Annotated in this window: 22 protein-coding genes; 11 read left to right on the top strand and 11 right to left on the bottom strand. The window is 72.6% G+C overall.

The window, feature by feature from the left end; translation table 11 throughout:
- The 5 genes from C1729_RS06065 to C1729_RS06085 all read right to left on the bottom strand — a co-directional run.
- On the bottom strand, window positions 1-1,059 hold a 1,059-nt coding region (locus C1729_RS06065), incomplete at its 3' end, for a type II secretion system F family protein (RefSeq protein ID WP_102510554.1).
- A complete protein-coding gene (locus C1729_RS06070) occupies window positions 1,056-1,910 on the bottom strand; it encodes a type II secretion system F family protein (RefSeq protein ID WP_102509141.1) in 855 nt (284 codons plus the stop codon). The genes C1729_RS06070 and C1729_RS06065, both read right to left, overlap by 4 nt.
- Before the next feature lies 1 nt (window position 1,911).
- On the bottom strand, window positions 1,912-3,135 hold the full coding sequence (locus C1729_RS06075; RefSeq protein WP_102509142.1) for a TadA family conjugal transfer-associated ATPase: 1,224 nt from the start codon (window positions 3,133-3,135) through the stop codon (window positions 1,912-1,914).
- A gap of 223 nt (window positions 3,136-3,358) precedes the next feature.
- A complete protein-coding gene (locus C1729_RS06080; protein ID WP_102509143.1) occupies window positions 3,359-3,844 on the bottom strand; it encodes an RrF2 family transcriptional regulator in 486 nt (161 codons plus the stop codon).
- Window positions 3,845-3,939: 95 nt separating this feature from the next.
- Window positions 3,940-5,163 (bottom strand): multidrug effflux MFS transporter, encoded by a 1,224-nt coding sequence (locus tag C1729_RS06085; protein WP_242493734.1) that lies wholly within the window; start codon window positions 5,161-5,163, stop codon window positions 3,940-3,942.
- A gap of 70 nt (window positions 5,164-5,233) precedes the next feature.
- Here C1729_RS06085 and C1729_RS06090 point away from each other — a divergent pair, with 70 nt between their 5' ends.
- Window positions 5,234-5,968 carry an SOS response-associated peptidase gene (locus tag C1729_RS06090; protein WP_102509145.1) on the top strand — a complete coding sequence of 245 codons (735 nt, stop codon included), beginning with the start codon at window positions 5,234-5,236 and terminating at the stop codon, window positions 5,966-5,968.
- Window positions 5,969-5,974: 6 nt separating this feature from the next.
- On the opposite strand, the gene C1729_RS06095 is transcribed toward C1729_RS06090, so the two are convergent.
- Together C1729_RS06095 and C1729_RS06100 are read right to left on the bottom strand one after the other, a co-directional pair.
- Window positions 5,975-7,015, bottom strand: a complete 1,041-nt coding sequence (locus tag C1729_RS06095; RefSeq protein WP_102509146.1) for an adenylate/guanylate cyclase domain-containing protein — start codon at window positions 7,013-7,015, stop codon at window positions 5,975-5,977.
- A 15-nt stretch (window positions 7,016-7,030) separates the two neighbouring features.
- Window positions 7,031-7,894 carry a biotin--[acetyl-CoA-carboxylase] ligase gene (locus tag C1729_RS06100; protein ID WP_102509147.1) on the bottom strand — a complete coding sequence of 288 codons (864 nt, stop codon included), beginning with the start codon at window positions 7,892-7,894 and terminating at the stop codon, window positions 7,031-7,033.
- 305 nt (window positions 7,895-8,199) lie between these two features.
- On the opposite strand from C1729_RS06100, the gene C1729_RS06105 reads away from it, so the two are divergent.
- From C1729_RS06105 to C1729_RS15335, 4 genes are all read left to right on the top strand, one after another.
- Window positions 8,200-9,747, top strand: a complete 1,548-nt coding sequence (locus C1729_RS06105; protein ID WP_102509148.1) for an HNH endonuclease signature motif containing protein — start codon at window positions 8,200-8,202, stop codon at window positions 9,745-9,747.
- A gap of 261 nt (window positions 9,748-10,008) precedes the next feature.
- A complete protein-coding gene (locus tag C1729_RS06110) occupies window positions 10,009-11,652 on the top strand; it encodes an acyl-CoA carboxylase subunit beta (RefSeq protein WP_102509149.1) in 1,644 nt (547 codons plus the stop codon).
- Window positions 11,649-12,308 (top strand): hypothetical protein, encoded by a 660-nt coding sequence (locus C1729_RS06115; protein WP_102509150.1) that lies wholly within the window; start codon window positions 11,649-11,651, stop codon window positions 12,306-12,308. The genes C1729_RS06110 and C1729_RS06115 overlap by 4 nt, the downstream gene beginning before the upstream one ends.
- 19 nt (window positions 12,309-12,327) lie before the next feature.
- Window positions 12,328-12,552 (top strand): acyl-CoA carboxylase subunit epsilon, encoded by a 225-nt coding sequence (locus tag C1729_RS15335; RefSeq protein ID WP_102509151.1) that lies wholly within the window; start codon window positions 12,328-12,330, stop codon window positions 12,550-12,552.
- Here C1729_RS15335 and C1729_RS15185 read toward each other — a convergent pair.
- The gene (locus C1729_RS15185) at window positions 12,460-13,827 is read right to left on the bottom strand and encodes an acyltransferase family protein (protein ID WP_102509152.1); all 1,368 of its coding nucleotides are present in this window, start codon (window positions 13,825-13,827) and stop codon (window positions 12,460-12,462) included. The two genes, C1729_RS15335 and C1729_RS15185, sit on opposite strands and share 93 nt — an antisense overlap.
- A gap of 241 nt (window positions 13,828-14,068) precedes the next feature.
- Here C1729_RS15185 and C1729_RS06130 point away from each other — a divergent pair, with 241 nt between their 5' ends.
- The 6 genes from C1729_RS06130 to C1729_RS06155 are packed head-to-tail and all read left to right on the top strand — an operon-like array spanning window position 14,069 to window position 21,350.
- Window positions 14,069-15,337 (top strand): cytidylyltransferase domain-containing protein, encoded by a 1,269-nt coding sequence (locus tag C1729_RS06130; RefSeq protein ID WP_102509153.1) that lies wholly within the window; start codon window positions 14,069-14,071, stop codon window positions 15,335-15,337.
- On the top strand, window positions 15,334-16,242 hold the full coding sequence (locus C1729_RS06135) for an N-acetylneuraminate synthase family protein (RefSeq protein ID WP_102509154.1): 909 nt from the start codon (window positions 15,334-15,336) through the stop codon (window positions 16,240-16,242). The genes C1729_RS06130 and C1729_RS06135 overlap by 4 nt, the downstream gene beginning before the upstream one ends.
- A 38-nt stretch (window positions 16,243-16,280) precedes the next feature.
- Window positions 16,281-17,291 (top strand): glycosyltransferase family 2 protein, encoded by a 1,011-nt coding sequence (locus tag C1729_RS06140; RefSeq protein WP_165375433.1) that lies wholly within the window; start codon window positions 16,281-16,283, stop codon window positions 17,289-17,291.
- A complete protein-coding gene (locus tag C1729_RS06145; RefSeq protein WP_102509156.1) occupies window positions 17,288-18,832 on the top strand; it encodes a polysialyltransferase family glycosyltransferase in 1,545 nt (514 codons plus the stop codon). The genes C1729_RS06140 and C1729_RS06145 overlap by 4 nt, the downstream gene beginning before the upstream one ends.
- Window positions 18,829-19,908, top strand: coding sequence for a hypothetical protein (locus C1729_RS06150; RefSeq protein ID WP_102509157.1), 1,080 nt, complete (start codon window positions 18,829-18,831; stop codon window positions 19,906-19,908). Before C1729_RS06145 ends, C1729_RS06150 begins: the two co-directional genes overlap by 4 nt.
- On the top strand, window positions 19,905-21,350 hold the full coding sequence (locus C1729_RS06155) for a DUF6716 putative glycosyltransferase (RefSeq protein WP_102509158.1): 1,446 nt from the start codon (window positions 19,905-19,907) through the stop codon (window positions 21,348-21,350). Before C1729_RS06150 ends, C1729_RS06155 begins: the two co-directional genes overlap by 4 nt.
- A gap of 139 nt (window positions 21,351-21,489) precedes the next feature.
- On the opposite strand, the gene C1729_RS06160 is transcribed toward C1729_RS06155, so the two are convergent.
- Genes C1729_RS06160 through C1729_RS06170 form a run of 3 tightly spaced genes read right to left on the bottom strand, consistent with a single transcriptional unit; the run spans window position 21,490 to window position 24,712 of the window.
- A complete protein-coding gene (locus tag C1729_RS06160; RefSeq protein WP_242493737.1) occupies window positions 21,490-22,746 on the bottom strand; it encodes a glycosyltransferase family 2 protein in 1,257 nt (418 codons plus the stop codon).
- Between the two features lie 9 nt (window positions 22,747-22,755).
- Window positions 22,756-24,006, bottom strand: a complete 1,251-nt coding sequence (locus tag C1729_RS06165; protein ID WP_102509159.1) for an acyltransferase family protein — start codon at window positions 24,004-24,006, stop codon at window positions 22,756-22,758.
- Window positions 24,007-24,055: 49 nt separating this feature from the next.
- Entirely contained in the window at window positions 24,056-24,712 is a 657-nt protein-coding gene (locus C1729_RS06170) for a vitamin K epoxide reductase family protein (protein ID WP_102509160.1), read from the bottom strand.
- Window positions 24,713-24,735: the final 23 nt, after the last annotated feature.

A 24,735-nucleotide genomic window follows, 5' to 3' on the forward strand; every position in this document is an offset into this window, starting at 1 on the left:
TAAACAGCCACATCTTAACAAAAAGCAGAAAACAGTCGATGTAATACATGTAGTTTTGTTTTTGCTGTATAGAGATGTGTGGAGAAGAAAGAGCACAGGAAGGAGTCGTAGGAAGGGTGAGATGGGTAGAAGAGAAAGAAAGAGAAAGAAGGAGGGAGGGTAGAGGGCGAAGAAGATCGTGATCGGCAGGACGAGGAAGACGACGGGCACGAGCATCGCGACCTCCTTGCGTCCGCCGATCTCCATGAGCCGTCGGTGCCCGTCCTCGCGGACGTCCTGCGCCTGGGCGCGGAGGACCTCGGCGACGGGTGTGCCGCGCTCGACGGCGACGGCGATTCCCTCCGCAAAGCGGCCGAGCGCCGGGACACCGGTGCGGTCGGCGAGCCGGTCGAGGGCGTCGGAGAGGTTGGCGCCCGCGTGGATGTCGGCGAGAGCGTGTCGCATCTCGCCGACGAGTTCGCCGTCGGCGATCCGGGCGACGCGCTGGAGCGCGGCGTGCGGGCTCTCGCCCGCGGCGACGGCGAGGGCGAGAACCTCCGCGATCGTCGGGAACTCGAGGAGCATCGCCTCCTCACGCTGCTTGATCGCGGTGCCGAGCCGGACGTCGGGCAGGATCGCGCCGCTCAGGCCGAGGAGGAGGACGAGCACGATCGCGACCGGCACGGGAAACGCTCCCGCCACTCCCGCCGGCACGGCGACGACGAGCCCGAGAGCGAGCCCCACGCACAGCCCGACCACCTGGCTCGCACGGACCTGCTCGACGCTCCGGGCGTCCCCCGCGCGCCGCAACCGACGAGCGAGCTCGTCGCTCCCGCCGAGGATGCGGACCGTGGCGTGCGTCGCGCGGCGCAGCGGCGCGCCGAGCATACCGCCGAGGAATCCACTGAACTGGGGCAGCGCACCCTCGTCGGTGCCCGCGCCGAGGTCAGGACGTGGGACGTACGGCGCGAGCCGCTGCTCGAAGGTGACGCGCCGCGCACGCACGTGGGCGTGGAGCAGTACGATGCCAAGACCGAGGGCGAGCCCAGCCCACATGCCCACGGAGTCGGCGCCCGTCATCGGAGCACCCTCCTGTCGGCGGGGAGCCGCCCGACCCTCACCATTGCCCGGTACGCGACGAGACACATGAGGCCCCCGACCGCGAGGACGAGGGCACCTGCGGGGGTGCCGTACGCCGCAGCGGTCCCGGGCCGGGTCGCGAGGAGTGCGAGCGTCACCCAGGGCGCGGCGACCGCGAGCCGTGCGCCGGCGACGGTCCAGCTCTGCCGGGCCTCGAGCTCGCCGCGCGTCCGGTTGTCCTCACGGAGGAAGCTCGCGAGGGTTCGCAGGAGCCGCCCGAGGTCGGTCCCGCCGACCTGCCGGGTGATCCGGAGAGACTCGACGAGCCGGTCGGCGACCGGGTCCGCGAGCCGTGCCTTGAGATCGTCGAGACTCTCGTCGAACCGTCCGGACGCACGATGGTCGGCCGCGAAGCGCGCGAACTGGCCCCTGAGCTCGGCGGGCCCACGGTGTGCGAGCTGCGCGAGCGCCTCCGGCAGCGAAAGGCCGGCACGCACTCCCGAGACGAGGTGGTCGACGACCTCGGGCCAGACCTCACGCATCGCCTTGGCCCGCGAGGCGGCCCGGGCCCGCACGACGGTCGTCGGCGCGCCCGCGGCGATGAGGCCGAAGCACACGCCGAGCGGCACCGCGCCGGTCGCGGCGCTCGCCCCGACGAGGACGAGCACGCCGAGGACACCGGACAGTACGACGAGCCCCGCCGGGCTCGTCCCTGGAAGACCCGCGCCTGCGAGATCGTCCGCGAGGCGGCCGAGCGCGCGCGGGCGCTTCCGCGGGCCGGCCGACTCCCAGCTCGCAGTCCAGACGAGCAGCAGCCCGCAGCCCAGGAGGAGCCCGACGACGACGTCCACGTCAGTCACCCGCCCGGAGCAGCGCCGCGACGTCGATGCCGACGCGCGTGAACGGCTCGGTGCTCACGGGGTGCCCCGCGCCGCGGACGAGCGCGTCGCGCTCCGTGCGGTAGATCTCGGCGAGCTCGACGACGCCGCTCTCGACGCGCCCGGTGACGAGGGCGATCTCGCGGACGCGCCGTGCCCCGCGCGCGTCCCGCGCGAGGTGGACGACGACGTCGAGCGACGTCGCGACGGACGGCACGACGAAGCCCGACGTGACGTTCTCTCCGGCGAGCAGCGGGAGCGTGCACATCTTCGCGACCGCCTCGCGCGCCGAGCCGGCGTGGAGGGTGCACATGCCGGGGATGCCTGACGAGAGGGCGACGAGCAGGTCGAACGCCTCCGCCTCACGCACCTCGCCGACGACGATCCGGTCGGGTCGCATGCGCAGCGCTTCCTTGACGAGCCGTCGCAGCGGGATCTCGCCCGTCCCCTCGAGGCTCGGCTGGCGGCACTGCATGCCGACGACGTCGCGGCCCGGAAGCCGCAGCTCGAAGACCTCCTCGCAGACGATGACGCGCTCGTCGGCGGGGATCGATCCGCCGAGGGCGTTGACGAGCGTCGTCTTGCCGGCGTGGGTCGATCCCGCGACGAGGACGTTGAGGCCCGCGCGGACGCACGCATCGAGGAAGCGTGCGGCTGGAGCGGTGAGCGTGCCGAGCGCGACGAGATCGTCGAGGCTGCGGGCGCGGGCGACGAACTTGCGGATGTTGAGGGACCACTCGCGTGTGACGTCGGGGATGACGACATGGAGCCGCTCGCCGCCGGGGAGCGAGGCGTCGACGAAGGGGCTCGAGACGTCGATCCTCCGACCGGTGGGCTCGAGCATGCGCTCGACGAGGTCGGCGACCTGGCCGGAGGTGAGGATCGTCGGCGTAAGCTCGGCCGTCCCGCCGCGCGCGACGAAGACGCGGGAGGGCGAGTTCACCCAGATCTCTTCGATCTCGGGGTCGTCGAGGTAGCGCTGGAGGGGGCCGAGCCCCGCGACGGCGTCGCGGACGGCTCGCTCGGCGCGCACGAGGTCGAGGAGCGGCGGCACGGCGCCGCGGCCCGCGCGGCGCTCATAGTCCTCGCGAGCAGCGTCGAGGAGTCCGTCGAACGCAGTCCTGTCGCGGACGGGGTCGATTCCGTGGGTGCGCACGAGTTCGCGCACCTCGGACTCGAGGATCGCCACCGCGTCCACGTGCACCTCCTTGCCGGGCGGTCAGAACCTCGCCGACACTAGGTGAACGATTCGGACTCCGCTCGCCGAATGTGGATAACGCTCAGCGCACCCGACTGTGGACAGGAAGGACCGCACGCGGCCAACATCGCGCCGACCTGCGGCGATACCGTGCACATCATCCGCGCGACTGTGTCTTGCGTTGTGGACGACAGAGTGTTCTCACCCGATCGCCCGGGCGGACTCACCCCTCGGCGTCACGGCCGGGCACCGGACGCGTCACGTACGCGTCATCGTGCGACAGCAGCTCGCGCGCCACCGCGGGCAGGTCCCCCGCAACCACGTCCGCCAGCGTCGTCGCCTCGAGCACCGAGCGCATCGCGACCCGCAGCGCGACCCACGCGTCCCTCAGGTGCACCGACGCACCCCGGTAGTCGACGTCCTCCGGCTGCACGCCCGCGATGCTCGCGAGCGGCCCGTCGATCGCCCGGATGACGTCCGCGAGAGCGACGTCCGCCGGGTCGAGCGCGAGCCGGTACCCTCCGTCCGCCCCGCGGCGCGACTCGACGATCCCCGCGGCGCGCAGGTCACCGAGGATCGAGAGCATGAATGCACCCGGAATCTGCTGGGCAGCCGCGATCTGGTCGGCCTTGAGCATGCCGTCGGCCCGGTGCGCGGCGAGCTCGAGGCACCCACGCACGGCATAGTCGATCTTGGCGGTCACACGCATGGGGTCAGCATGCCAGCCGCCACGACCCGTCGTCGGGCGCGTTCAGGAGCGGCGTCAGCGCCGCTCGGGCCCGACGCCGTCGGCGACGGCGACGCTCAGGGCGCGCCCCACGCTCCCCCGCGCCGGTACGCGGGCGTCGCGGTCGCGAGCACCGTGAACGCGACGAGCACCGACGCCGTCATCACCGCGACCATCGAGACACCCGACCCACCCGTGAACCCCACGATCGGAGAGACGAGGCCGCCGAGCGCCGCCTGCATCGCGCCGAGGAACGCGGCAGCCGTCCCCGCCATGTGACCGTAGTCGTTGAGCGCGAGCACGCTCGCGTTGCCCGGCACGAGCCCCTGCATCGACAGCATCAACCAGAGGACGACGCACATGAGCGCGAGCCCACCGAGCCCGCTCGCCGTCACCGCGACGAGCGTGAGCCCGAGGAGCGCCTGGACGACGATCGCGACCCGGAGCACCCGCAGCGGCGCGAGCCGCTTGACGAGGTGCGCGTTGACCTGCGCACCCCCGACGAGCGCGACGCCGTTGATCGCGAAGAGCAGCGCGAACTGGTTGGCGTCGAGCCCGTGCTCACGCTGGAACACGTACGTCGAGCCAACGACGTAGCTCATGATGACGGCCTGCGCCATGCCCGGAATGAGCGCGAGAGCCATGAAGCGCCGGTCGCGCAGCAGCTCGAGGTAGCCGCGTGCCACACCCCGCGGGCCGGCGATCCGCCGGCGGTCGGCCGGCAGCGTCTCCGGCATGAACCGCCACACGAGCACCGCAAGCGCCACGCCGAGCCCCGCGAGGACGCCGAAGACCCCGCGCCACGTCCACGCGTGCGCGATCGCGCCGCCCACGGCGGGCGCGAAGAGCGGCGCGACACCGATGACGAGCATGAGCCGCGAGAGGAGGCGCGCGGCGTCGGACCCGACGAAGCGGTCGCGGATCACCGCGATCGCGACGACGGACGCGGCCGCGTTGAAGAAGCCTTGGAGGACGCGCAGCGCGATGAGCGCCGTGATGTTCGGCGCGACCATGCACAGCACCGACGTGAGCACGTGGCCGAGGAGCCCGACGAGCACGGGCAGGCGTCGCCCGAAGCGGTCCGAGAGCGGACCGATGACGAGCTGCCCGACGGCACCGCCGACGAGCATGCCGGAGATCGTCAGCTGGGCGGCGGCCGCGGTCGCGCCGAGCTCGGCGCCGACGGTCGGCAGTGACGGGAGGTAGATGTCGGTCGTGATCGCGGGGACGGCAGCGAGCGAACCGAGGAGAAGGACGTACTTGGGGCCGGGGCGGTACTGCGGAGGGGCCGGGGTCGTCACCACGAGATCATAACGTTTCGAGACACCGGTTCCCGGCGCCGGTGTCCGTGGCTCGTGCCACAGTGGAGACATGTGCGGACGCTTCGCCTCGGCCCGGGCGACCCAGGACCTCCTCGACGCCTTCATGATCGACCCGACGCTGCCCCTCGACGACGAGCTGCGCCAGTGGCGCGCGTCCTGGAACGTCGCCCCCACCCACGACGTCCGCATGATCGTCGAACGCGCCCCGCGCGAGACCCCCGACGCCCCGCCCGTCCGCCAGCTGCGCACCGCCCGCTGGGGCCTCGTCCCGTCGTGGGCGCGCGACCCGAACGGCGGCGCCCGACTCCTCAACGCACGCTCCGAGACGGTCCTCGAGAAGCCCTCCTTCAAGCGCGCCGCAGCATCCCGCCGCGCCGTCGTGCCCGCCGACGGCTACTACGAGTGGCGCAAGCTCGACGACGGCCCGCGGCCCTCCAAGCAGCCGTTCTACATCCACCCCGCCGACGGCTCCGTCGCCGCCCTCGCCGGCCTCTACGAGTTCTGGCGCGACAAGGACCTCCCCGACGACGACCCGGGCCGTTGGCTCGTCACGTGCACCATCCTCACGCGCGCTGCCACCGGCGAGCTCGCCGACATCCACGACCGCACGCCCGTCATGCTCACGGACACGACACTCGACGGCTGGCTCGACCCCTCGACCGACGGCCGCGAAGCGCTCGACCTCGCACTCTCCGACGCACCCGAGCTCGCCTGGCACCCCGTCTCCCCACGCGTCGGCCGGGTGAGCGAGAATGACGCGAGGCTCCTCGACACCGAGGGGTAGACACGCTCAGTCGCGCGCGAAGTCCAGCCGCACCGGAGTGAGCGTCCCGAGCCCCAGCACCTCACGTGGCTCGAGCGTCGTGAGCGCGAAGTGCGGGTTCGACGCAAGCCGGTGCGCCGTCACCTCGTCGAGCAGCACCGTCGACGGCTCCGCCTGGTCCGTGAGCCGCGACGCGAGATTGACCGACGGGCCGAAGACGTCACCGAACCGCGCCAGCACCCGACCCCACACGAGGCTCACCCGCACCGGACGCCCCGCGATGCCCGCCACTCCGAGCTCGTCCTCGGTCGCCTTCGCGAGGCCGAGCGCGACGCGCGCCCCCGTGACGACGTCGTCCGCGATGAACAGCAGCGCGTCACCGATCGTCTTGACAACCCGCCCGCCGTTCGCCGTGACGATGTCCCGCGCACGCGTCTCGAACGCCTGGATGAAGTTCGCGAAGTCGTCCGGCGCCATCGTCGCCGTCATGCGCGTGAACGAGACGATGTCGGCGAAGCCCACCGCCCGCGGCAGCGGCAGGTCACGGCCCGAACGGATCGACGCCGTGTCCTGCGCCTCGTCGCCGAACTCCTCCGCCATGCGCGTGACGAGCGCCGTCGTCTGCCGGCGCCACGCGTGCACGAGCTGACGCTCGAGCACCGGCGCAAGCCGGCCCATCGCCCGGATGACCGCACGACGCGCGTCCGGGTCGAGCAGACCCTGCTGTCGGACGACGTGGTCGACGAGCGCCTCGAAGTGCCACCACGACAACCGCTCGGTCGAGTGGCCGACAGACCTCACGAGCGACGCGATCGTGCGTGCGTCGAGGTTCTCCCGCACCGCGAGGTCGTGCAGGTCCGCGAGCGCCTGCGCATCCTCGCGCGTGTACTCGGTGGCGTCAGGACTCGACGGGGGCAGCCCCATGAGCTGCCAGTAGCGCTCGACCCATGACTCGTCGAGCCCCGCCTCATCGGCGAGGTCGTGCAGGGTCGACGAACGCTCGCCGCCGAGCAGACCAGCGACGACGCGCTCGACCTCGTCGGCCCACTCGTGCGACACGTCGGCCATCCTAGGACGTCACGCTCACTCGGTGCCGATGACGCGCAGGTGCTGTACGTCGCCGCTGACGATCCGTTCGACCTCGCCCGCCGTCGTCCTGACGAGGAGCGCCCCGTCGTCGTCGAGCCCCGCCGCAGTGCCCCGCAGCTCTCGGCCACCCGCTGCGGTGACGCGGACGTCCGTGCCGACGGTGACGCACACCGCCGTCACCTCCTCGGCGAGGCCCGCCGCGACCGCGTCGCCCGCGTGCTCGCGCCAGAGCTCGAGGACCTCGACGAACGACGTCTCCATGCCGGCGATGAGCATCTCGCGCCGCTGCGACGCACCGTGCGCGGCGAGCGAGGACGCCGACGCGACGGGGAGCTCGTCGGCCACCTGGTCGACGTTGACGCCGAGCCCGACGACCACACGTTCGTCGTCGACGACCTCCGCGAGGATGCCGCCGACCTTGCGCCACGGGCCCCAGCCGAGCAGGTCGGAACCGTCGGGCGCAGGAACGAGCAGGTCGTTGGGCCACTTCGTCCGGACGTCGAGCGCCGTCATGCTGCGCAGCGTCCGCGCCGCGGCGAGCCCCGCGAGCAGCGGGAGCCAGCCCCACGTCTTCCGGGGCGTGCCCGGCGCGACGAGAAGCGACGCGGTGAGCGCGGTGTGCGGCGGGGTCTGCCACGCACGGTCGAGGCGACCGCGGCCCGCGGTCTGATGGTCCGCGACGAGCAGGGACGGGGGCGGCCACGCGTGCGGCGCCTCGCGCGCCTCCGCGACGAGGACCGTGTTCGTCGACGTCACCTCGGCACGGACGTCGACGCGGTGGAGGACGCCGACGGGCGCATGGAGCAGGTCGCGCAGCAGCTGCGCGTCAAGCGGCTCACGAGGCGCGTCGGAGGTCATGGGTCCATCCTTGCGCACGTTCGTGCGGCGCGTCGCACGCGTTCGTAGAACGCCGCGCGGGTGCGCGCGGAGCGCAGAGCTGGCGTCCGTGGATCCTGGCAGTTCCAGGGGTGAGAGCGGGGTGAGAGGTACGCTCGCCCCACCCAAGTCGAACGAGTGTTCGATAGAGTGAGGGGGTCGCTCCAGCCGGGCAGAAGCTCCCCGGCTATGGCGCTGCGGCGCTGACGACGAGACTTCTGGCAGGACCTGGACGCGAGCAGATCGCGGCGAACGTGACGTGGTGGAACAGACGAGGCGGTGAGCGCATGAACGACGGCACGGACGACCGCGCAACCGACGCGCTCGGGCTCCTCACGTCGATCGAGACGCTCGTCGACGGGCTGTGCTCGCTCGATCCCGCGGCCGCGCCCGGCAGCCTCGCCGCCGAGGCCTCGGCCCGCACCGTCGCGATCCTCGACCGGCTCGGTGCCCAACGGTTGGGGTGGCTCGGTCGGGTCGAGTCCGAGGGCGCCTGGATGGCGGAGACCATGCGGTCGTTCGCGCACTGGGTCGCCTGGAAGGAAGGGCGCGGGCTGCCCGTCGCACGTCGCGAGGTGCTCGCTGCCACGCGCCTGCGCGACGACCTGCCAGCGACGCTGCGCGCAGCGCGCGCAGGACGGCTCAGGGGCCCGCAGGTCGACGTCCTCGTCCGCACGCTCCCGACCTCGGACGCACGACGGGCCGCCCTTGCGGCGCTGCACCCTCAGGACGACGCTCACCGCGGCGCGCAACTTGAGTCCTCGGTCGCCACGCGGGACGACAGCACGCAAGTCGACAGCACGCAGGTCGACAGCACCGCGCCGTCGCTGCTGCCCTCCTCGCTCGAGGACCATCTCCACGCCCCCGGCTGCACCGCGGACGTCGGCCGCTGCACCTGCCCGCGACAGGTCGTCTCCGGCGAGCAGGTGATGCTCGGACTCGCCGCCCGTTTCGACCTGCGGGACCTCGGCTCGGCGGCACGACGCTTCGCCCACGTCGCCGACCCGGAGGCCGACGAGCGCGGGTACCGCCACGCCCAGGACCGGGAGCACCTCGACCTGTCCCGCACGCTCGGTGGCTATCACGTCGCCGGTTTTCTCACCGAGGAGCACGGGCAGGAGCTCTCGACCGCACTGTCCGCCCTCATCGGCGTACCGCCCGCCGACGACAGGCTCCGACCCACCCAGCGTCGCGCCCTCGCTCTCGCAGGGCTCGCCCGCCGCGTGCTCGACGGCGGCGACCTCGGCCGCGGCTCGGCAGTCCGGCCTCACCTCACGGTCCTCGTTCCGTGGCAGGACTTCGAGGCCCTCGGCGCCCGGCCGGGCACCGCGCACGCGGGCACCGCGCACCCGGGCACGCTCGCGGGTGACCGCACGAGCGCGGAGTCCCTCCGAACCGAGCTGTGCAGTCCCGGACCGACGTGGCTCGACGGCACCGGCCCGGTCCCCCGTGAGGTGCTCGAGCGCATCGCTGCCGATTGCAGCGTCACGCGCGTCGTCTTCGGCCCCGACTCCGAGGTGCTCGACGTCGGACGCGCGCAGCGCACCTTCACCGCGGCCCGCCGCAAGGCGGTCATCGCACGCGACCGCACGTGCGTGTGGCGCGGCTGCGACGCACCGCCCCAGATCTCCGAGGTGCACCACGCCCAGGTCCACTGGGCCGACGGTGGCCCGACATCGACCGACAACGCCGCGCTCCTGTGCTGGTTCCACCACCGGCACGTCGATCAAAGCCGCATCGCCATGACATGGCGCGGAGGGTGGCACTTCGGCGAGCCCGGGTCCTACGGCGCGCCTCCCGTCCCGGAGCCGGTCCCCCGGGCACGGACCGGGTGAACGGCGAGGACCGCCGTCCGCGAAACCGCGACTCTCAGCGGCCCACCCCCCGGGAGAACTGCGACGACCGCTGTCCGCCGACCCGCGACTCCCGGCCTCCCGGGGCACAAACCGGGTGACCTCCCCGCACCGCTTCCCTCGCGCCGACCGCCCCCGACCACTTGTGCGACGTCGACATCGACCACCCCAGGAGAACCCTGCATGCCCAGCACCTCCGCACACGCTTTGTCGACTTCCGACAACTCCCGCACCTCAACTCGCATGAGACGCACGGCTCCGCCGGCTGCTGTTCGCCCTACGCTCGGAAGAGTGACCGAGACCTCCCGCACCGCGACATCCCGCACGGCCGCCAAGCTCGACGACCTCCGCGCCCGCCGGGCCGCCGCGATCGACGACCACGAGGCCCTCGCCCGCGAGAAGCAGCACCCGCGCGGCAAGAAGACCGCCCGCGAGCGCATCGAGGCGCTCCTCGACGAAGGCAGCTTCGTCGAGCTCGACGCGTTCGCGACCCACCGGTCGACGAACTTCGGTCTCGACAAGCGCAAGATCGCGGGCGACGGCGTCGTCGTCGGGCACGGCACGATCGACGGCCGCCAGGTCTGCATCTACTCCCAGGACTTCACGACGTTCGGCGGCTCGCTCGGCGAGGTCCACGGCCAGAAGATCACCAAGGTCCAGGACCTCGCCCTGCGCATCGGCGCGCCGATCATCGGCATCTCCGACGGCGGCGGCGCACGCATCCAGGAGGGCGTCGCAGCGCTCACGCAGTTCGCCGAGATCTTCCGGCGCAACGTCGCGGCCTCAGGCGTCGTCCCGCAAATCTCGCTCATCCTCGGCCCGTCGGCTGGCGGCGCCGTCTACTCCCCGGCGCTCACCGACTTCATCGTCATGGCCGACGGCACCTCGAACATGTTCATCACCGGCCCCGACGTCATCCGCGCGGTCACCGGTGAGGACGTCGGCTTCGAAGAGCTCGGCGGCGCACGCACCCACAACGAGCGCTCGGGCGTCGCCCACTTCATGGGGACGGACGAGGACGACGCGATCGACTACGTCCGCCACCTCGTCGGGTTCCTCCCGCAGAACAACCTCGCGGACCCGCCGTCCTTCCCCGAGGAGGCCGACCTCACGGCGACGGACGCCGACCTCGAGCTCAACACCCTCGTGCCCGACTCCGACAACCAGCCGTACGACATGCGGACCGTCATCGAGCACGTCCTCGACGACGGTGACCTCCTCGAGGTCCAGCCGATGTTCGCGCCCAACGTCCTCGTCGGCTTCGGTCGCGTCGAAGGACGCTCCGTCGGGATCGTCGCCAACCAGCCGCTGCAGATGGCCGGCACCCTCGACATCGCGGCCGCCGAGAAGGCCGCACGCTTCGTGCGGACGTGCGACGCCTTCAACATCCCCGTCCTCACGTTCGTCGACGTCCCCGGATTCCTGCCCGGAACCGACCAGGAGTGGGACGGCATCATCCGCCGCGGCGCCAAGCTCATCTTCGCGTACGCCGAGGCCGCCGTCCCGCTCGTCACCGTCATCACCCGCAAGGCGTACGGCGGCGCCTACATCGTCATGGGCTCCAAGCAGCTCGGAGCCGACGTCAACCTCGCCTGGCCGACCGCCCAGATCGCCGTCATGGGCTCGGGTGGCGCGGTGAACATCCTCCAGCGCGGCGCGCTCAAGAAGGTCGCCGACGCGGGCGGCGACGTCGAGGCCGAGCGCCAGCGCCTCACCGACGAGTACGAGGACGCGATCGTCAACCCGTGGGACGCTGCCGCGCGCGGCTACGTCGACGACGTCATCGAACCGTCGACGACCCGCGTCCAGATCGTGCGTGCTCTGCGGGCACTGCGCACCAAGCGCGCCTCCCTTCCCGCCAAGAAGCATGGGAACATCCCACTGTGAGCACCGACCCCACAGCGATCCCCAGCCCCGACGAGCCCCACGCCGACGGAGGACCCAGCGGCGCGCACGACGACGACGCGCACGACGCAGCCGCCGAGGTGGGCGACGACAATCTCAACCACGACCGCCTCGACGACGCCAGTGACCCCGACGATGACCTCGACGACGTCGACCCGAAGCACCTCGCGCCGCTCGTCGTCGACTCGACCGATCTCCACGCGCGCGTCGACGAGCTCACGGCGGCACTCCACCGCTACGTCGACCTCGCAGTCGGAGCCCGAGCAGAGTTCGACGCGGCCACCGTCGAGGACGACCCACGCATCGAGGCAGCCGAGGACGAGATCGGGCGGCTCAACGCCGCGGTCTCCGAGGCGTTCGAGTCCGAGCTCGGGCTCGTCTCGGGCCACACGACCGAGTCGTGGGAGTCGGACGACCTCGACGACCTCGACGACGACGACCTCGGCACGCTCGTCGAGCTGACGTTCACGGTGAGCCCCGGACCGTCGACCACCGGCGACGACCCGCTCGAGCGCGCCCTCGAGATCGTCGAAGACGCTGCCGACCAGGTGACGAGCGCGCTCGAGGACGCGGGCTACACCGTCGACGGATGGTCCGTGAGCCGCGACATCAACCTCGATCTCGACGACGACGACTGAGGAACGCAGAGGAGAGCACATGAGCATCGTCAACCACGACCTCCCAGGCGTCCGCGTCGTCCGCGGTGCACCCGACGACCTCGAGCTCGTCGCACTCGTCGCAGGCCTCGCCTCGACCACCACGGACGACGCCCCCGAGGACGCGCCCGCCTCAACCCCCGTCTGGGGACGGGACCGCGGCATCCGCGGCGCCCGGCCCTATGGCCTCGACAGCGACGCGTGGCGGTGGAGCACCCGCCGCTGAGCGCTGCGGATGCCACCGCGACAGTGGCGCGGTCGAGGGCGCGAGCACCGTCGGCGGAGCCGGCGCGGGAGCAGGTCTCGTGAAGCCCGCGGGAGCACAGGCGGCCGCGGAAGCACGCACCGGCGCTGGAACAGGCGCAGGGGCAGGCGCAGAAGCAGGATCAGGATCAGGTGCGGACGCAGGACCACGCACCGACGCAGGATCCGGTGCACCGCCAGCCACCGACGACCCCGGCGGCGGCGCGAGCCACCATGTTCCGCGGGGCTGCACGAGCGGCCGGAGCACGGCCCGCACAGGCGGGCTCGCGAGCACCAGGGCGAGCCCGACCCCGACCACGACGAGCGCGACGAGGTCCGCCGGCTCGCGCACCGCGTCGAACGCCCGGACGCTCTTCGCATGCTGCACGAGCACCGGGTGCACGACGTACACGGTCATCGACCCCGCGCCGAGCGTCGTCCACCACGGCACGCGCGTGACCGGCACGAGCGCGAGCGCGCCAAGCGCCCCGACCGTCCCGAGGGCGAGCACGAGGCCGCGAAGACCTGCCTCGCCGAGCTGCTGCTCCCACCCACCCCCGTACGGACCCGCGAACCTCAGCACTCCCCGTCCGAACCGCTGCGAGAGCAGGAGCATCCCGCCGCCCGCGACCGCGAGCCCGACAGCCCCGACGACCCGGGCCCGCACCGTCCCCAGCGCGCCCCGCGCACCGCGCTGCCGCAGTCGCCATCCGAGCCAGAACAACGGCAGGTACGCGAACGTCCGCGAGCCGGCGAACGCCTGACCGAGTTGCGGGACGAACCCCGCGCCGAGCGCGAGCACCCACACGAGCGCACCCGCACCACGGACGCGCACGAGCAGAGGAAGCATGAGACGCCACCACAGGAGCGCGAGGAGGAACCACAGCCCGAACGCGGGAGAGGCAGGTTCGTAGCGCCACAGGTCGTCGACGATCCCTCGCCGCAGGAACGCGACGAGGTCCCACACGAGGTAGACGCCGAGGACGTTGCGGAGGAGGACGACGATCCTGCGGTCGTCAAGCGGCCGCGCATCAGAGAAGTACCCGGCGACGAGGACGAACACCGGAACGCGGAGCGGCCACGTCGCCCAGTAGAGACCCGTCGCGGTGCTCGAGCGTGCGAGCACGGGCTCGAGCAAGTGCATGACGACGATGAGGGTTGCCGCGACGAGACGCGCGTTGTCGGCCCACGGGTCGCGAGCACCGCGCGCGACGGCACGGGACGCAGCATCCGGGGCACCGGGAAGATGAGGTCTCACGGTCGCACGCTAGGGTCCCCGCACGCCCAGGAGTCGCTCCGCCCTGCATGTCCGGCCAAGGTTCCCGCCCTGTTCAACACTGCGTCGCCGGCGCTCAACGTGACGTCGCGACGCCGGTTGCCCGCCGTCGCGCGGCCACCTCCGCCTCACCGTCCCGACACCCGACGCTCCTAGCGTCGGCGACGTGACAGTCAACTCATCTGGTCGTGTCGGGCACGGTCCCGACCGGTTCCCGGACGACGTGCCGCTCGCCGTCGTCGTCATCCCCGCCCGAGGCGGGTCGCGCGGCATCCCGCGCAAGAACCTCGAACGCGTCGCGGGCAGGAGCCTCGTCGCCCGCGCGGTGCGCTCCGCGCTCAGCGCGGGCGTCGGCCCCGTCGTCGTGTCGACGGACGACGAGGAGATCGCGGTCGAGGCTGCCCGTCATGGCGCACGGGTCGTCCGCCGGCCCCCCGGGCTCGCGACGGACACGGCTGGCTCGGAGGGCGTGGTGCTCCACGTGCTCGATCAGCTCGACGCGCACGGCGAGGCTCTGCCGCCCGTGACGGTGCTCGTCCAGGCGACGAGCCCGTTCCTCGATCCGCTCGACCTTGCCGTCGCGGTGCACCGTGTCGCCGACGACGCGGCGGACGTCGTGCTCGCCGCGACCGCGGACCACAGCTTCCGGTGGACGCACGACGCTGACGGCGTCGCGTCGCCCGTCGGGCACGACGCCTCGCACCGGCCGCGCCGTCAGGACCTGCCGCCGCAGCTGCGGGAGACCGGCGCGTTCTACGCGATGCGCACGACAGGTCTGCGCGAGCACCGCAACCGCTTCTTCGGCCGCATCGCGCTCCACGAGGTCCGCGGGCTCACGTCGATGGAGATCGACACGCCCGCGGACCTCGCCCACGCCCGAGCCATCGCCGCGCACCTCCTCGACCCGTCGTCCGCGCCGCACCTCGACGTCGACGCGATCGTCACCGACTTCGACGGCGTCCACACCGACGACCGTGCGTCCGTCGCGGCCGACGGCACCGAGCACGTCCGCGTCCACCGGGGCGACGGGCTCGGCGTCGCCCGGGTGCGGCGTGCAGGCGTCCCGTTTCTCGTCCTGTCGACCGAGCGCGACGGTGTCGTCGCTGCGCGCGCCCGCAAGCTCGGCGTCGACGTCGTCCACGGGAGCGACGACAAGGCCGGCGACCTGCTCGCATGGCTCGCCGCGCACGACCTCGACCCTGCACGCGTCGTCTACGTCGGCAACGACGTCAACGACCTCGCGCCGATGTCACTCGTCGGCTGGCCGGTCGCCGTCGCCGACGCGCACCCCGAGGTGCGAGCGGCCGCACGCCACGTCCTCACGCGGGCGGGCGGCGAGGGTGCGGTCCGCGAGATCTGCGACCTCGTGCTCGCAGCCCGCGACGAGCACGCTCCCATCTCGCACGGCGCCACGTCGCACGTCCCCAGCTCTCCCGTTCCAGCCTCATCCACCCACGCGGCGACCGCCGCCACGCTCAGGAGCTACTCATGACCCCGTCCCCGCTCACCGCACCCGCCGCCGCCCCCGCACCCGTCGCGATCGGCGACCAGCTCGTCGGCGAAGGGCAGCCCGTCTACGTCATCGGCGAGATCGGCATCAACCACAACGGCGACGTCGAGATCGCCAAGCAGCTCATCGACGTCGCAGCCGACGCCGGCGCCAACGCCGTGAAGTTCCAGAAGCGCACTCCGGAGATCTGCACGCCGGCCGCGCAGCGCGACCAGATCCGCTCGACCCCGTGGGGCGAGATGACGTACCTCGACTACCGCTACCGCGTCGAGTTCGACCGTGGCGCGTACGAGAAGATCGCGCAGCACGCCGCGGACCGCGGTCTGCACTGGTTCGCGTCGCCGTGGGACGTGCCGTCGGTCGACTTCCTCGAGGACCTCGGCGTCGTCACCCACAAGGTCGCGTCCGCGTCCGTCACCGACCTCGAGCTGCTCCGCGCGCTCGAGGCGACGGGCAAGCCGATCATCCTCTCGACGGGCATGTCGACGCTCGAGCAGATCGACACGGCCGTCGAGACGCTCGGCACGTCACGCCTCGTCCTCATGCACGCGACGTCGACGTACCCGCTGCCGCCCGAGGAGGCGAACCTCCGGACCATCGCGACGCTCGCCGAGCGCTACGGCGTGCCCGTCGGCTACTCGGGCCACGAGCGCGGCCTGCAGATCTCGGTCGCGGCGGTCGCGCTCGGCGCCGTCACCGTCGAACGCCACATCACGCTCGACCGCACGATGTGGGGCTCCGACCAGGCCTCGTCGCTCGAGCCGACCGGCCTCTCCCACCTCGTGCGTGACATCCGCATCATCGAGAAGGCCATGGGCGACGGCGTCAAGCGCGTCTTCCCCGGCGAGCTCGCACCGCTCTCGCGGCTGCGTCGCGTCGACGCCTGAGCATGACGCACCCGCTGCCCGCGTCGGGACGACCGCGCGTGAGCGTCGTCGTCCCGGCGCGGGACCAGGCCGAGCACGTCGAGGCTGCGCTCACGAGCCTCACCCGTCAGCTCGACGACCCGCGCGAGCTCGAGGTCATCGTCGTCGACGACGGATCGGTCGACGGCACCGGGGGCATCGTCGAGGAGATGTCCGGACGATTCGCCCGGCTCGAGCTCGTCCGCAACGACACCCCGACGGGCGTCGCGAACGCCCGCAACACGGGTCTCGCGCTCGCGCGCGGACGCCACGTCGCGTTCCTCGACCCCGACGACTGGTTCGCGCGCGGACACCTGCAGCATCTCAGCGACGCCCTCGAGCACCTCGGCGTCGACTTCCTCCGGTGCGACCATGTGCGTGACGACCATGGCACGCGGTCCGTGCACGCTGTGCCCGAGCACCGGCGCGACCTCGTCCTCGACCCCCGCGACGGCATCGGCGCTGCCCACCTCACGACGCCCGTCGACTACCCGTTCGTACCGTTCGGTCTCTACGACGGCCGTCTGCACGACGAGGGGCTGCTCGGCTTCGTCGCAGGTCTGCACACCGCGGAGGACCGCGCATGGATCTGGCGCATGCACCTGCACGCGCGGACCTGGGCGGTCGTCGGCGGCCTCGGAGCCTTTTACCGGCGCGGCACACCGACGTCGCTCACCCGTGTCCTCGACCGACGGCAACTCGACGTCATCCACGCATATCGCGAGATCTTCCTCCTCGTCCGGCGTGACCCCGCCCACGAGCGGCACTGGGCGAAGGCTGTCCGGCAGCTGCTCGCGATGGCATGCCACCACCTCGCACGGCTCGCGGACGTCGACCCCGCACTCGCCGCCGAGCTGCGCGACGGCGTCGACGTGACGCTGGCGATCGCGCCTCCCGAGGTCGTCAGCGCGACGCTCCGCGACCTCGCGCCCCGACGCCGTGCGCTGCTGCTCGGCGACCCGACAGGCACGGACGTGTCGTTCGCACCCGCACGGGCCGACGGCTCGGCAACCTCCCGGAGCTCACGTTGACGCAGCTGCTCGTCGTCACCTCGCCCCGTCAGATGCTGCTGCTCGCCGCAGCGATCGACCACGGCGCTCTCCCTCCCGCCCCGCGCGGGCGCGTCGTCGTCCTCGCGGACACCGTACCCGTGCCGGAGACGGGTCCCGAGCTCTCGGCGAGCGCAGCGCTCGGTCCTCTCGCGCGCCGCACCAACCGCATCGTCAGCTGGACAGCGACGATCGCGCCGCTGCGGCCCGCGACGTTCGTCCCGCGACGGGACGAACAACCAGTCTGGGAGCGTCTCCTCCGCGAGCACTGGCAGCTCGGCGACGGCCCCGTCACGCTCGTGCTCGCCGACCCGGCGCAGGGGCCGGGGCGCGCGCTCACACGTGTCCTCCCCCACGCACGTCTCACGCTCGTCGCCGACCGTCTCGAACGATGGGCGCCGCCACGAACGCCGCTGCGGGACGGGTTGCCGGCGCGCATCGACGCGCTGGTCGCGCCCGCGCTCCTCCCAGGTCTGCTGCCGCACGCGTACGACGAGCACGGCACCCGGACGGTCCTCGTGCCCGCACGACGTCTCGTCAACGTCGTCGCGGAGGCCGCCCGCGACATCGCGGACGGCGCCCACGAGGTCTCGTCGAACGTCTCGGTGCCCGACCGGCCCGCACACAGCACGGGGGCTGCCGGGGCCGGCGAGGACATGGCCCTGCTCATCGTCGACGCGCCCGAAGACCTCGGCCACGACGGTGGCGATCGCGAGCCCACGAGCGCGGCCGGCTCCAGCGCCTCGGCCGGCTCCGGAGGTCCCGGCAGCCTCGGCGCGCTCGCCGAAGGGCTCGCGGAGCTCGCGGTCACCGAGATCCGTGCCGCTGGGCTCCGGCGCGTCACGCTCGTCGTCCACCCACGGGCGACGCCGACCCAGGTGCGACGCACCGTCCAGGCGCTGCGAGCCGCGAGCCTCGACGTCACGATGTCGGGCGCAGACGTGCCCGCGGAGGTCGTCGTCGTCCGCGACGCGCCGAGGCTCGTCGTCGGGACCGCGTCGACCGCCCTCGTCACGGCGCTCGTGCTCGGGGCGCACGACGTGCGCGCGGTCGGCACGGCCGAGGTGCTCGACGCGCTCACTCCGTACCACCACCCCGCGCGCACGGCCCTCACCGTGACGGACCGCCTGCTCGCGACGGGTCCCGAACCGTCGACGACCGACGTGGTCCGGCTCCTCGAGGCCGTCACGTACGTCATGCACCCGGATCGTGTCCCCCACCTGCGGCCGGCCGCCGTCGCCGTGCTCACGTCCATGCAGGGCACGGACGCCGAGGGGCGTCCACCGTGGCGCCGATGGATACGGCGGCGACGCGTCGAACGGCTGAGGCTCGTCGCTGCCCCCGACGGTGCCGTGACCGACGTGCCGCCCCCGACGCCAGGCCCCGCGCCCATACCGGTGCCGGAGCCGATGCCCGTGCCGACCGCACCGGCCCGCGCCGCGGCAGCCCCGCGGCGCGGCCGAGGCCTCCGGACCGCTCTCCGCCTCATGCGTGCGGGCGACGCACCGCGGCAAGAACCATGACGGGCCTCGCGATCGTCGAGTCGCCCCTGCAGGTCCTGGGCCTCCTCGACGCGCTCCTTGCGGGGTCGCTCGGCCCGGTGACCGCCGTCGTGCGGACCGATCCAGCCCGGGCGACGTTCCGTGCGCTCGCCCCCCACGTGGGTGCGGCTGCGCCACCCATCACCGCGCCTGCGAGCCTCCGGGAGGTCCGACGCGCCATGATCGGGCCTGCCGACGTCGTCGTGCTCGGCGACCCGTTCTCCGGCGTCGCGCAGTCGCGGCTGCTCCTTCCCGGACGCCCCTCCGAGATTGTGCTCGTTGACGACGGCACCGCGACCGGTCTCGTCGTCGATGCCCTTCTCGGACGGGCCCCGCTCGTGCGCGCGCACGTTCCGGTTGCCTTCCGGAGGCGGGTGCTGGGCGCTGTGGCGTCCGCGACTCTTGCGCGGCAGGCGGGCGCCCGGCGTCTGACGCTCCGCACGTGCGTCGGGGTGCCCGACGACGACCGTGTCGCGCTCGCCCGTGAGGGCGTCGTCGTCGCGGAGCACACGCTCGGGAACGTACGAGCCCTCGACGTGGGAGCACCCGTCACCGAGGACGTCGTCGTGCTGGGCTCAGCACTCGCCGACGACGGTCTCATCGCGGCCGACGCCTACGACGCGTGGCTCACCCGCACTGTCGACGACGCGCTGTCGACAGGAGGCACCGTCCGGTACCTCGCGCACCGTCGTGAACCCGCGTCGCGGCTCGCAGCACTCGCACGGCGAGGAGTGCGGACCGACACCGTGCCCCTGCCGGCCGAGCTGCGGCTCCGGCCCGGGAACGGCGTCCGACGCGTCGTGTCGCTGCCCACGTCGGTCCTCCTGACGATCGGTGCCGCGCTCGTCGAGGACGGCGTCGACGTTGACGCACAGTACGTCCCCGACGCGTGGTGGACCGCGAGCCCCCCGGCCGAGCTACGAGCCCACCTCGATCAGCCGCGTGCCCGCCTCGCCGACGGGACCGGGACGGCGCGGCCACGGCAGCACCGCTCACCGGGGGACGCCGCCGCGGCACCCGGGAACCCGACGATGCCCTCGGAGGCGCGACCCGCATGACCCTCAGCACCGGAGTCCAGCTCGCTCCCGCCACCACGACGTCCGTCCGTGTGCTCGCGGTCGCCGACTCGGACTCGTACCTCAAGTGGGGGGCGTCGACGCTCGCGACACTCCCCGACGACGCGACGCTCGACCTCGTGCTCCTGAGGTCGCCGATCCTGCCGTCCGCCGACCAGCGCGCCGCGGCGGTCGCGGGCACGCCGTTCGCGGACGCCGACGTCCCGGTCCTCACGCCCCGGGCGCTGTGCGCGCACCTGCGTGCGACGGATCCCGACGTCGTGCTGCTCTCGGCGACAGGCCCGATCGCTGAGCTCGTGGTCCGGCTCGTCGAGCGCGTCGGCGGCAGCCGTCGGCCCGCGCTCGTCGGCGGTCTGCCCGGCATGTCGTACCCGGCGACGCTCCGGGCGTTGCGCTTCCGGGCGGGGCAGGATGCGTTCGTCGTGCACTCCCTGCGGGAACGACGCGAGTTCACCGCGGTCGCTGCCCAGCTGGGGCTCGACCTGCCCGTCGTGCTCGCGCCGCTGCCGTTCCTCGCGCCGTCGCCGCCGGGCGCGCCGGTGTCATCGGGCGCGCCGGTGTCATCGGGTGCGCCGGTGTCATCGGGTGCGCCGGTGTCATCGGGCACATCGGTGTCGTCAGGCGCGTCGGGCGCGACAGGCGCATCAGACGCGTCGGGCCCGTCAGGCCCGTCACGGTCGACGGACGACGGCCGCACCTCGCCCTGGCTCTCCCGCGTCGTCTTCGCACCCCAGGCGAAGATGCCCGTGACGCGAGCGCACCGCGAGCAGATCCTCCACGCCCTCGCTCGTCTCGCGGACGACCGCCCCGACGTCGACGTCGTCGTCAAGGTGCGCGGGCTCGCAGGCGAGGCGCAGACGCACCACGAGGCGTTCCCGTTCGACGTCCTCCTCGCGGACCTCGTCGCGGCCGGCGACATCCCGGCCGGGGCGGTCCGGGTCGCGACCGGGCCGCTCGCCGACCAGTTCGGTCCGGGGTCGGCGCTCGTCACGGTGTCGTCGACAGCGGCCCTCGAGTCGATCGCCGCCGGCATCCCGACGCTCGTCCTCGAGGACTTCGGCGTCAACGAACGCATGCTCAACGCGGTGTTCCTCGGCTCGAGCTGCCTCGGCACGCTCGACGACCTGGCCTCCGGACGCTTCGGGGCGCCCGAGCCGCGGTGGCTCGCGGACAACTACCTCCACCGCACCCCGAGCGAGCTTCCCGACGCGGTCCGTCGGCTCGCGGCGGCACGCCGTGCGGGCGGGCTCACGCCACCGCGCACCCGCCGCACGCGCGGGGTCGTCCTCGGCAGGGTCCGTCGTCGGCTCCTGCGGACGTTCGTCCGGTCCCAGGCACCGCGGCCACTCCTCGTGGTGCTCGGTCTGCCGGGGCGCGTCCGGAGATCGCTGGCATCGTCACGGTCACGGGTCGCGGCCCGGTAGCTGGCAGCGCCGCGGTCGCAGGCAGCGGCCCCACCGTGGGCCCTGCCCAGGCGTGGACTCTGCCCAGGCGTGGGCCGCGAATCGGTCACAGACGGCCTCTCCGTCGCGGACGACGCGCCGCTCAGGACGGCGAGACAACCTACCTCGGCGTGCCGATCCCCCGGAGGAACCCCGCGCCCCACGTGAGGTGCATCGTCGCGAGCACCGCAGGGAGCCTCACGACGACGCGCCACGGGTGCCCACGGCCCGCGACGAGCGCACCCCCGACGACGACGAGGCCGTACCCGAGCCACGGCAGCGCCCCGAGCGTGAGCAGCCACGGCGCCCAGGCGGCGCCGACGGCAGCCGCGTACACGCCCGCCGCCGCGACCACAAGGCCCACGAGGAGCGCGAGGACGGTGAGCGGCGGCGCGAGGTACCGCATCGACGCGGTGCCGCGGTGACGACGCACGACCTCCCGCCGCCATCGTCCGGTCGACCAGAACTGCCGCGCGAGCGCACGGTAGGACGCGCGGGGACGGTACTCGACGACGAGCGCGGGATCGAACCACACGAGGCCCCCGCCTCGCCTGATCCGGAGGTTGAGCTCCCAGTCCTCGGCGCGTTCGAAGAGCTCGTCGTAGCCCCCGGCACGTTCGACGGCCTCGCGGCGGAACGCACCGAGGTAGGCGGTCTCGCTCGGTCCTGCGACCCCGCCGACGTGGAACGGGGCGGGACCGATCCCGACGGGGTGCGACATACCGATCGCGACCGCGCGCTGCGTCGCCCCGTCACCGCGCGGCACCATGAGGCCCCCGACGTTGTCGGCGTGCGTGTCGAGAAGGATGCGGACAGCGTCACGCACGTAGCCGGCGGGGAGCGCGGTGTGCCCGTCGAAGCGGACGAGGATCTCGGAACGCGGGTCGCACGCGCGCATCGCGACGTTAAGGCCGTCGGGGATGAGGCCCGTACGGTTCTCGACGACGCGCACGCGACCGTCGGCCCGCGCCGTCTCGGCCGTGATCCCGTACGTGTCGTCGCGCGACGGCCCGACGGCGACGACGACCTCGAGGTCGCCCGGGTAGTCCTGCGTGAGCACGGACGTGAGTGCGCGGCGCAGGTGCTGCTCCTCGTTGCGCACGGTCGCGAACACGGAGACCGCGGGCCACGCGCTGCCACCCGCAGGGGCACGCGAGGGCGACGTCCGCGGCGCGCGGGGGCCACCGGCACGGGGCCGGGGCGCCGTCGTCGTGACGACCCGCACCGTGGGTGCGCTCGGCGGCCCGTCCGCGTTACGCGTCCCGTTCGTCGGTGTGCGGTCCGACGAAAAAACGTTCTCGACCTCTGGTGCGGTGGCGGGCGTGCTGCATGCCTCGGGAGCGTTCGTGCGCCGCTCCTCGGCGTCGGTCCGGGTCACGCCCCGACGCTACGACCGGTGCGGGTCCTCCGGTCGAGGGATGTGCGACGCGGGGGTGTCGTCGAGGTGAACGGCCGGCACGGCCTGCCCGGCGAAGGCGACGTTGTCGAGGTTCTCCGTCGGCACGTTTGTGGGCGACGAGGTCGACCCGGAGACCGACGCGTCGTGCGCGCTCGGCCGCGCCGACTCCGTCACCGGTACGTCCTGGCGGGGCACGGACGGCTCAGGGAGGAAGAGCCAGGTGTAGGTCGGCTGGATGATCGGCCGCAGGAGCCGGCGGACGGGAGGGGTGGCGAGGAGCGCGCCGACGACGGCCGTGCCGACGAGCATGAGCACGACGTCGGTGCGCGAGTCGAGGCGCTCGAGCAGCCCTGCGTCGACCGCCTGACGCACGAGGAACGGGTGGAGCAGGTAGATGTACATCGACCCGGTGCCGAGGTACGAGATCCAGGTCAGTCGCGAGCGCGGCGCCAGGGCGAGCACCGCGAGCGCCGCGAGCATCCCCCCGCCGAGGAGCACGAGCGTGCGGGCCTCGAGGTCACCGACGAGGTTCGACTGCGCGTAGGGCTTCACCATGCTGAACCAGCGGCGCTTGAGGTCGCCGTCCGCGAGGATCGCGACGATCGCAGCGCTCCACACGAGCAGGACGCCCCCAGATGCCCAGCGCACCCACGTGCGGTCGAGGACCTCACGGAGACCGTGCTGCCGGAGCTTCCAGCCGAGCAGGAACACGGGCAGGAACGCGACGGTCCGGCTCATCGACCCGGCCGGGCCGATCGACGGTGCGAACCCGGCCACGAGCGCGACGACGACGCTCAACGGGACAATCCAGCGGATCGTCGCGAGCAGCGGCAGGATCGCGCGCCAGACGAAGAGCGAGAGGAGGAACCACAGGGCAAGCGACGGAGTCCCTGGGTCGAACACGAAACGTCCCCCGAGCAACCACTTGTGGATGGTCGCGAGCATCTCGAAGCACAGGTAGACGAGAAGCACGTTGCGGACGAGCCCGACGGCCCTGCGCCGCGTGAACGGCGACGCGTCGGAGAAGTACCCGGCGAGCAGCGCGTAGAGCGGGACGCGTGCGGGCCAGGTGAGGAAGAAGACGTGCTCGAGGAGGTCGCTCTCGCCCGGCACCTGGTCACCGAAGTGCATCATGACGATGAGGATCGCGGCGATGAACCGCGCGTTGTCGGGCCACGGGTCACGCGGTTTCCGAGTCGTCGTCGTGCGCGCTCGCGCGGTCTGCGCACGTGAGCTCATATCGCGGTTCTCCCTGTCAGCTTCCGGCCCGCGAGCCGGACCGTACGGCTCACGCAAGGATCAGTGTGCCGTACTTCGCGACGATGAGGGTTGTGATGATGACGACGATCCCAGCGGCGAGGTAGGCGTCGGCACCTGACCTCACGAACGTCAGCGCGCGCTGCTGGGCGGCGGGCGGCAGGTAGAGGTTGTCCTCGAGGATGTTGTGGTGGAGCAGCGTCATGAAGACGAGCGTCGTGCCGACCGTGATGACGAGGCACCAGGGGCACAGCGCCCCGATGACCCACATCGACTGCGAGAACAGCCAGAACGCGAAGGTGAGGCCGAAGAGGTAGACGACCTGCGCGGAGAACATGAACCAGCGGGGGAAGCGGACGCCGCCGAGGCTCGCGACCGCGATGGTGATGACGACCGGTTCGCAGATCATCCCGAGGAACGCGTTGGGGAACCCGAAGACCGACGCCTGCCACGAGAGGCCGACGCTGCTGCACGAGAGGACGGAGTTGATGTCGCAGCCAAACGTCGCGTCGGGGTTGCCCGCGAGCACGATCGCGTCGTAGGAGAGCACGAACGACGCGGTGAGCGAGAGCAGCGCGGAGAGCAGCATCGTGCCGAAGATCCAGCCGCGCGAGTGGCGGAAGCCTCGCGGGTGCTCGTCGACGGGGTGGTCGTCGACGACGTCGGTGTGCTCATCGGTGTCGGTCATGTGCCCTCCAGGGTGTCCGGTCC

Source organism: Sanguibacter massiliensis (assembly GCF_900240335.1).
Taxonomy (GTDB): domain Bacteria; phylum Actinomycetota; class Actinomycetes; order Actinomycetales; family Cellulomonadaceae; genus Flavimobilis; species Flavimobilis massiliensis.

Bases quoted from the DNA above. Each gene is read 5' to 3' on its own strand.
- C1729_RS06080 (WP_102509143.1), bottom strand. From the start codon at position 3,844: ATGCGTGTGACCGCCAAGATCGACTATGCCGTGCGTGGGTGCCTCGAG.
- C1729_RS06155 (WP_102509158.1), top strand. From the start codon at position 19,905: ATGACCCTCAGCACCGGAGTCCAGCTCGCTCCCGCCACCACGACGTCC.
- C1729_RS06165 (WP_102509159.1), bottom strand. From the start codon at position 24,006: ATGAGCTCACGTGCGCAGACCGCGCGAGCGCGCACGACGACGACTCGG.
- C1729_RS06090 (WP_102509145.1), top strand. From the start codon at position 5,234: ATGTGCGGACGCTTCGCCTCGGCCCGGGCGACCCAGGACCTCCTCGAC.
- C1729_RS06100 (WP_102509147.1), bottom strand. From the start codon at position 7,894: ATGACCTCCGACGCGCCTCGTGAGCCGCTTGACGCGCAGCTGCTGCGC.
- C1729_RS06135 (WP_102509154.1), top strand. From the start codon at position 15,334: ATGACCCCGTCCCCGCTCACCGCACCCGCCGCCGCCCCCGCACCCGTC.
- C1729_RS15335 (WP_102509151.1), top strand. From the start codon at position 12,328: ATGAGCATCGTCAACCACGACCTCCCAGGCGTCCGCGTCGTCCGCGGT.
- C1729_RS06095 (WP_102509146.1), bottom strand. From the start codon at position 7,015: ATGGCCGACGTGTCGCACGAGTGGGCCGACGAGGTCGAGCGCGTCGTC.
- C1729_RS06150 (WP_102509157.1), top strand. From the start codon at position 18,829: ATGACGGGCCTCGCGATCGTCGAGTCGCCCCTGCAGGTCCTGGGCCTC.
- C1729_RS06170 (WP_102509160.1), bottom strand. From the start codon at position 24,712: ATGACCGACACCGATGAGCACACCGACGTCGTCGACGACCACCCCGTC.
- C1729_RS06105 (WP_102509148.1), top strand. From the start codon at position 8,200: ATGAACGACGGCACGGACGACCGCGCAACCGACGCGCTCGGGCTCCTC.
- C1729_RS06110 (WP_102509149.1), top strand. From the start codon at position 10,009: ATGAGACGCACGGCTCCGCCGGCTGCTGTTCGCCCTACGCTCGGAAGA.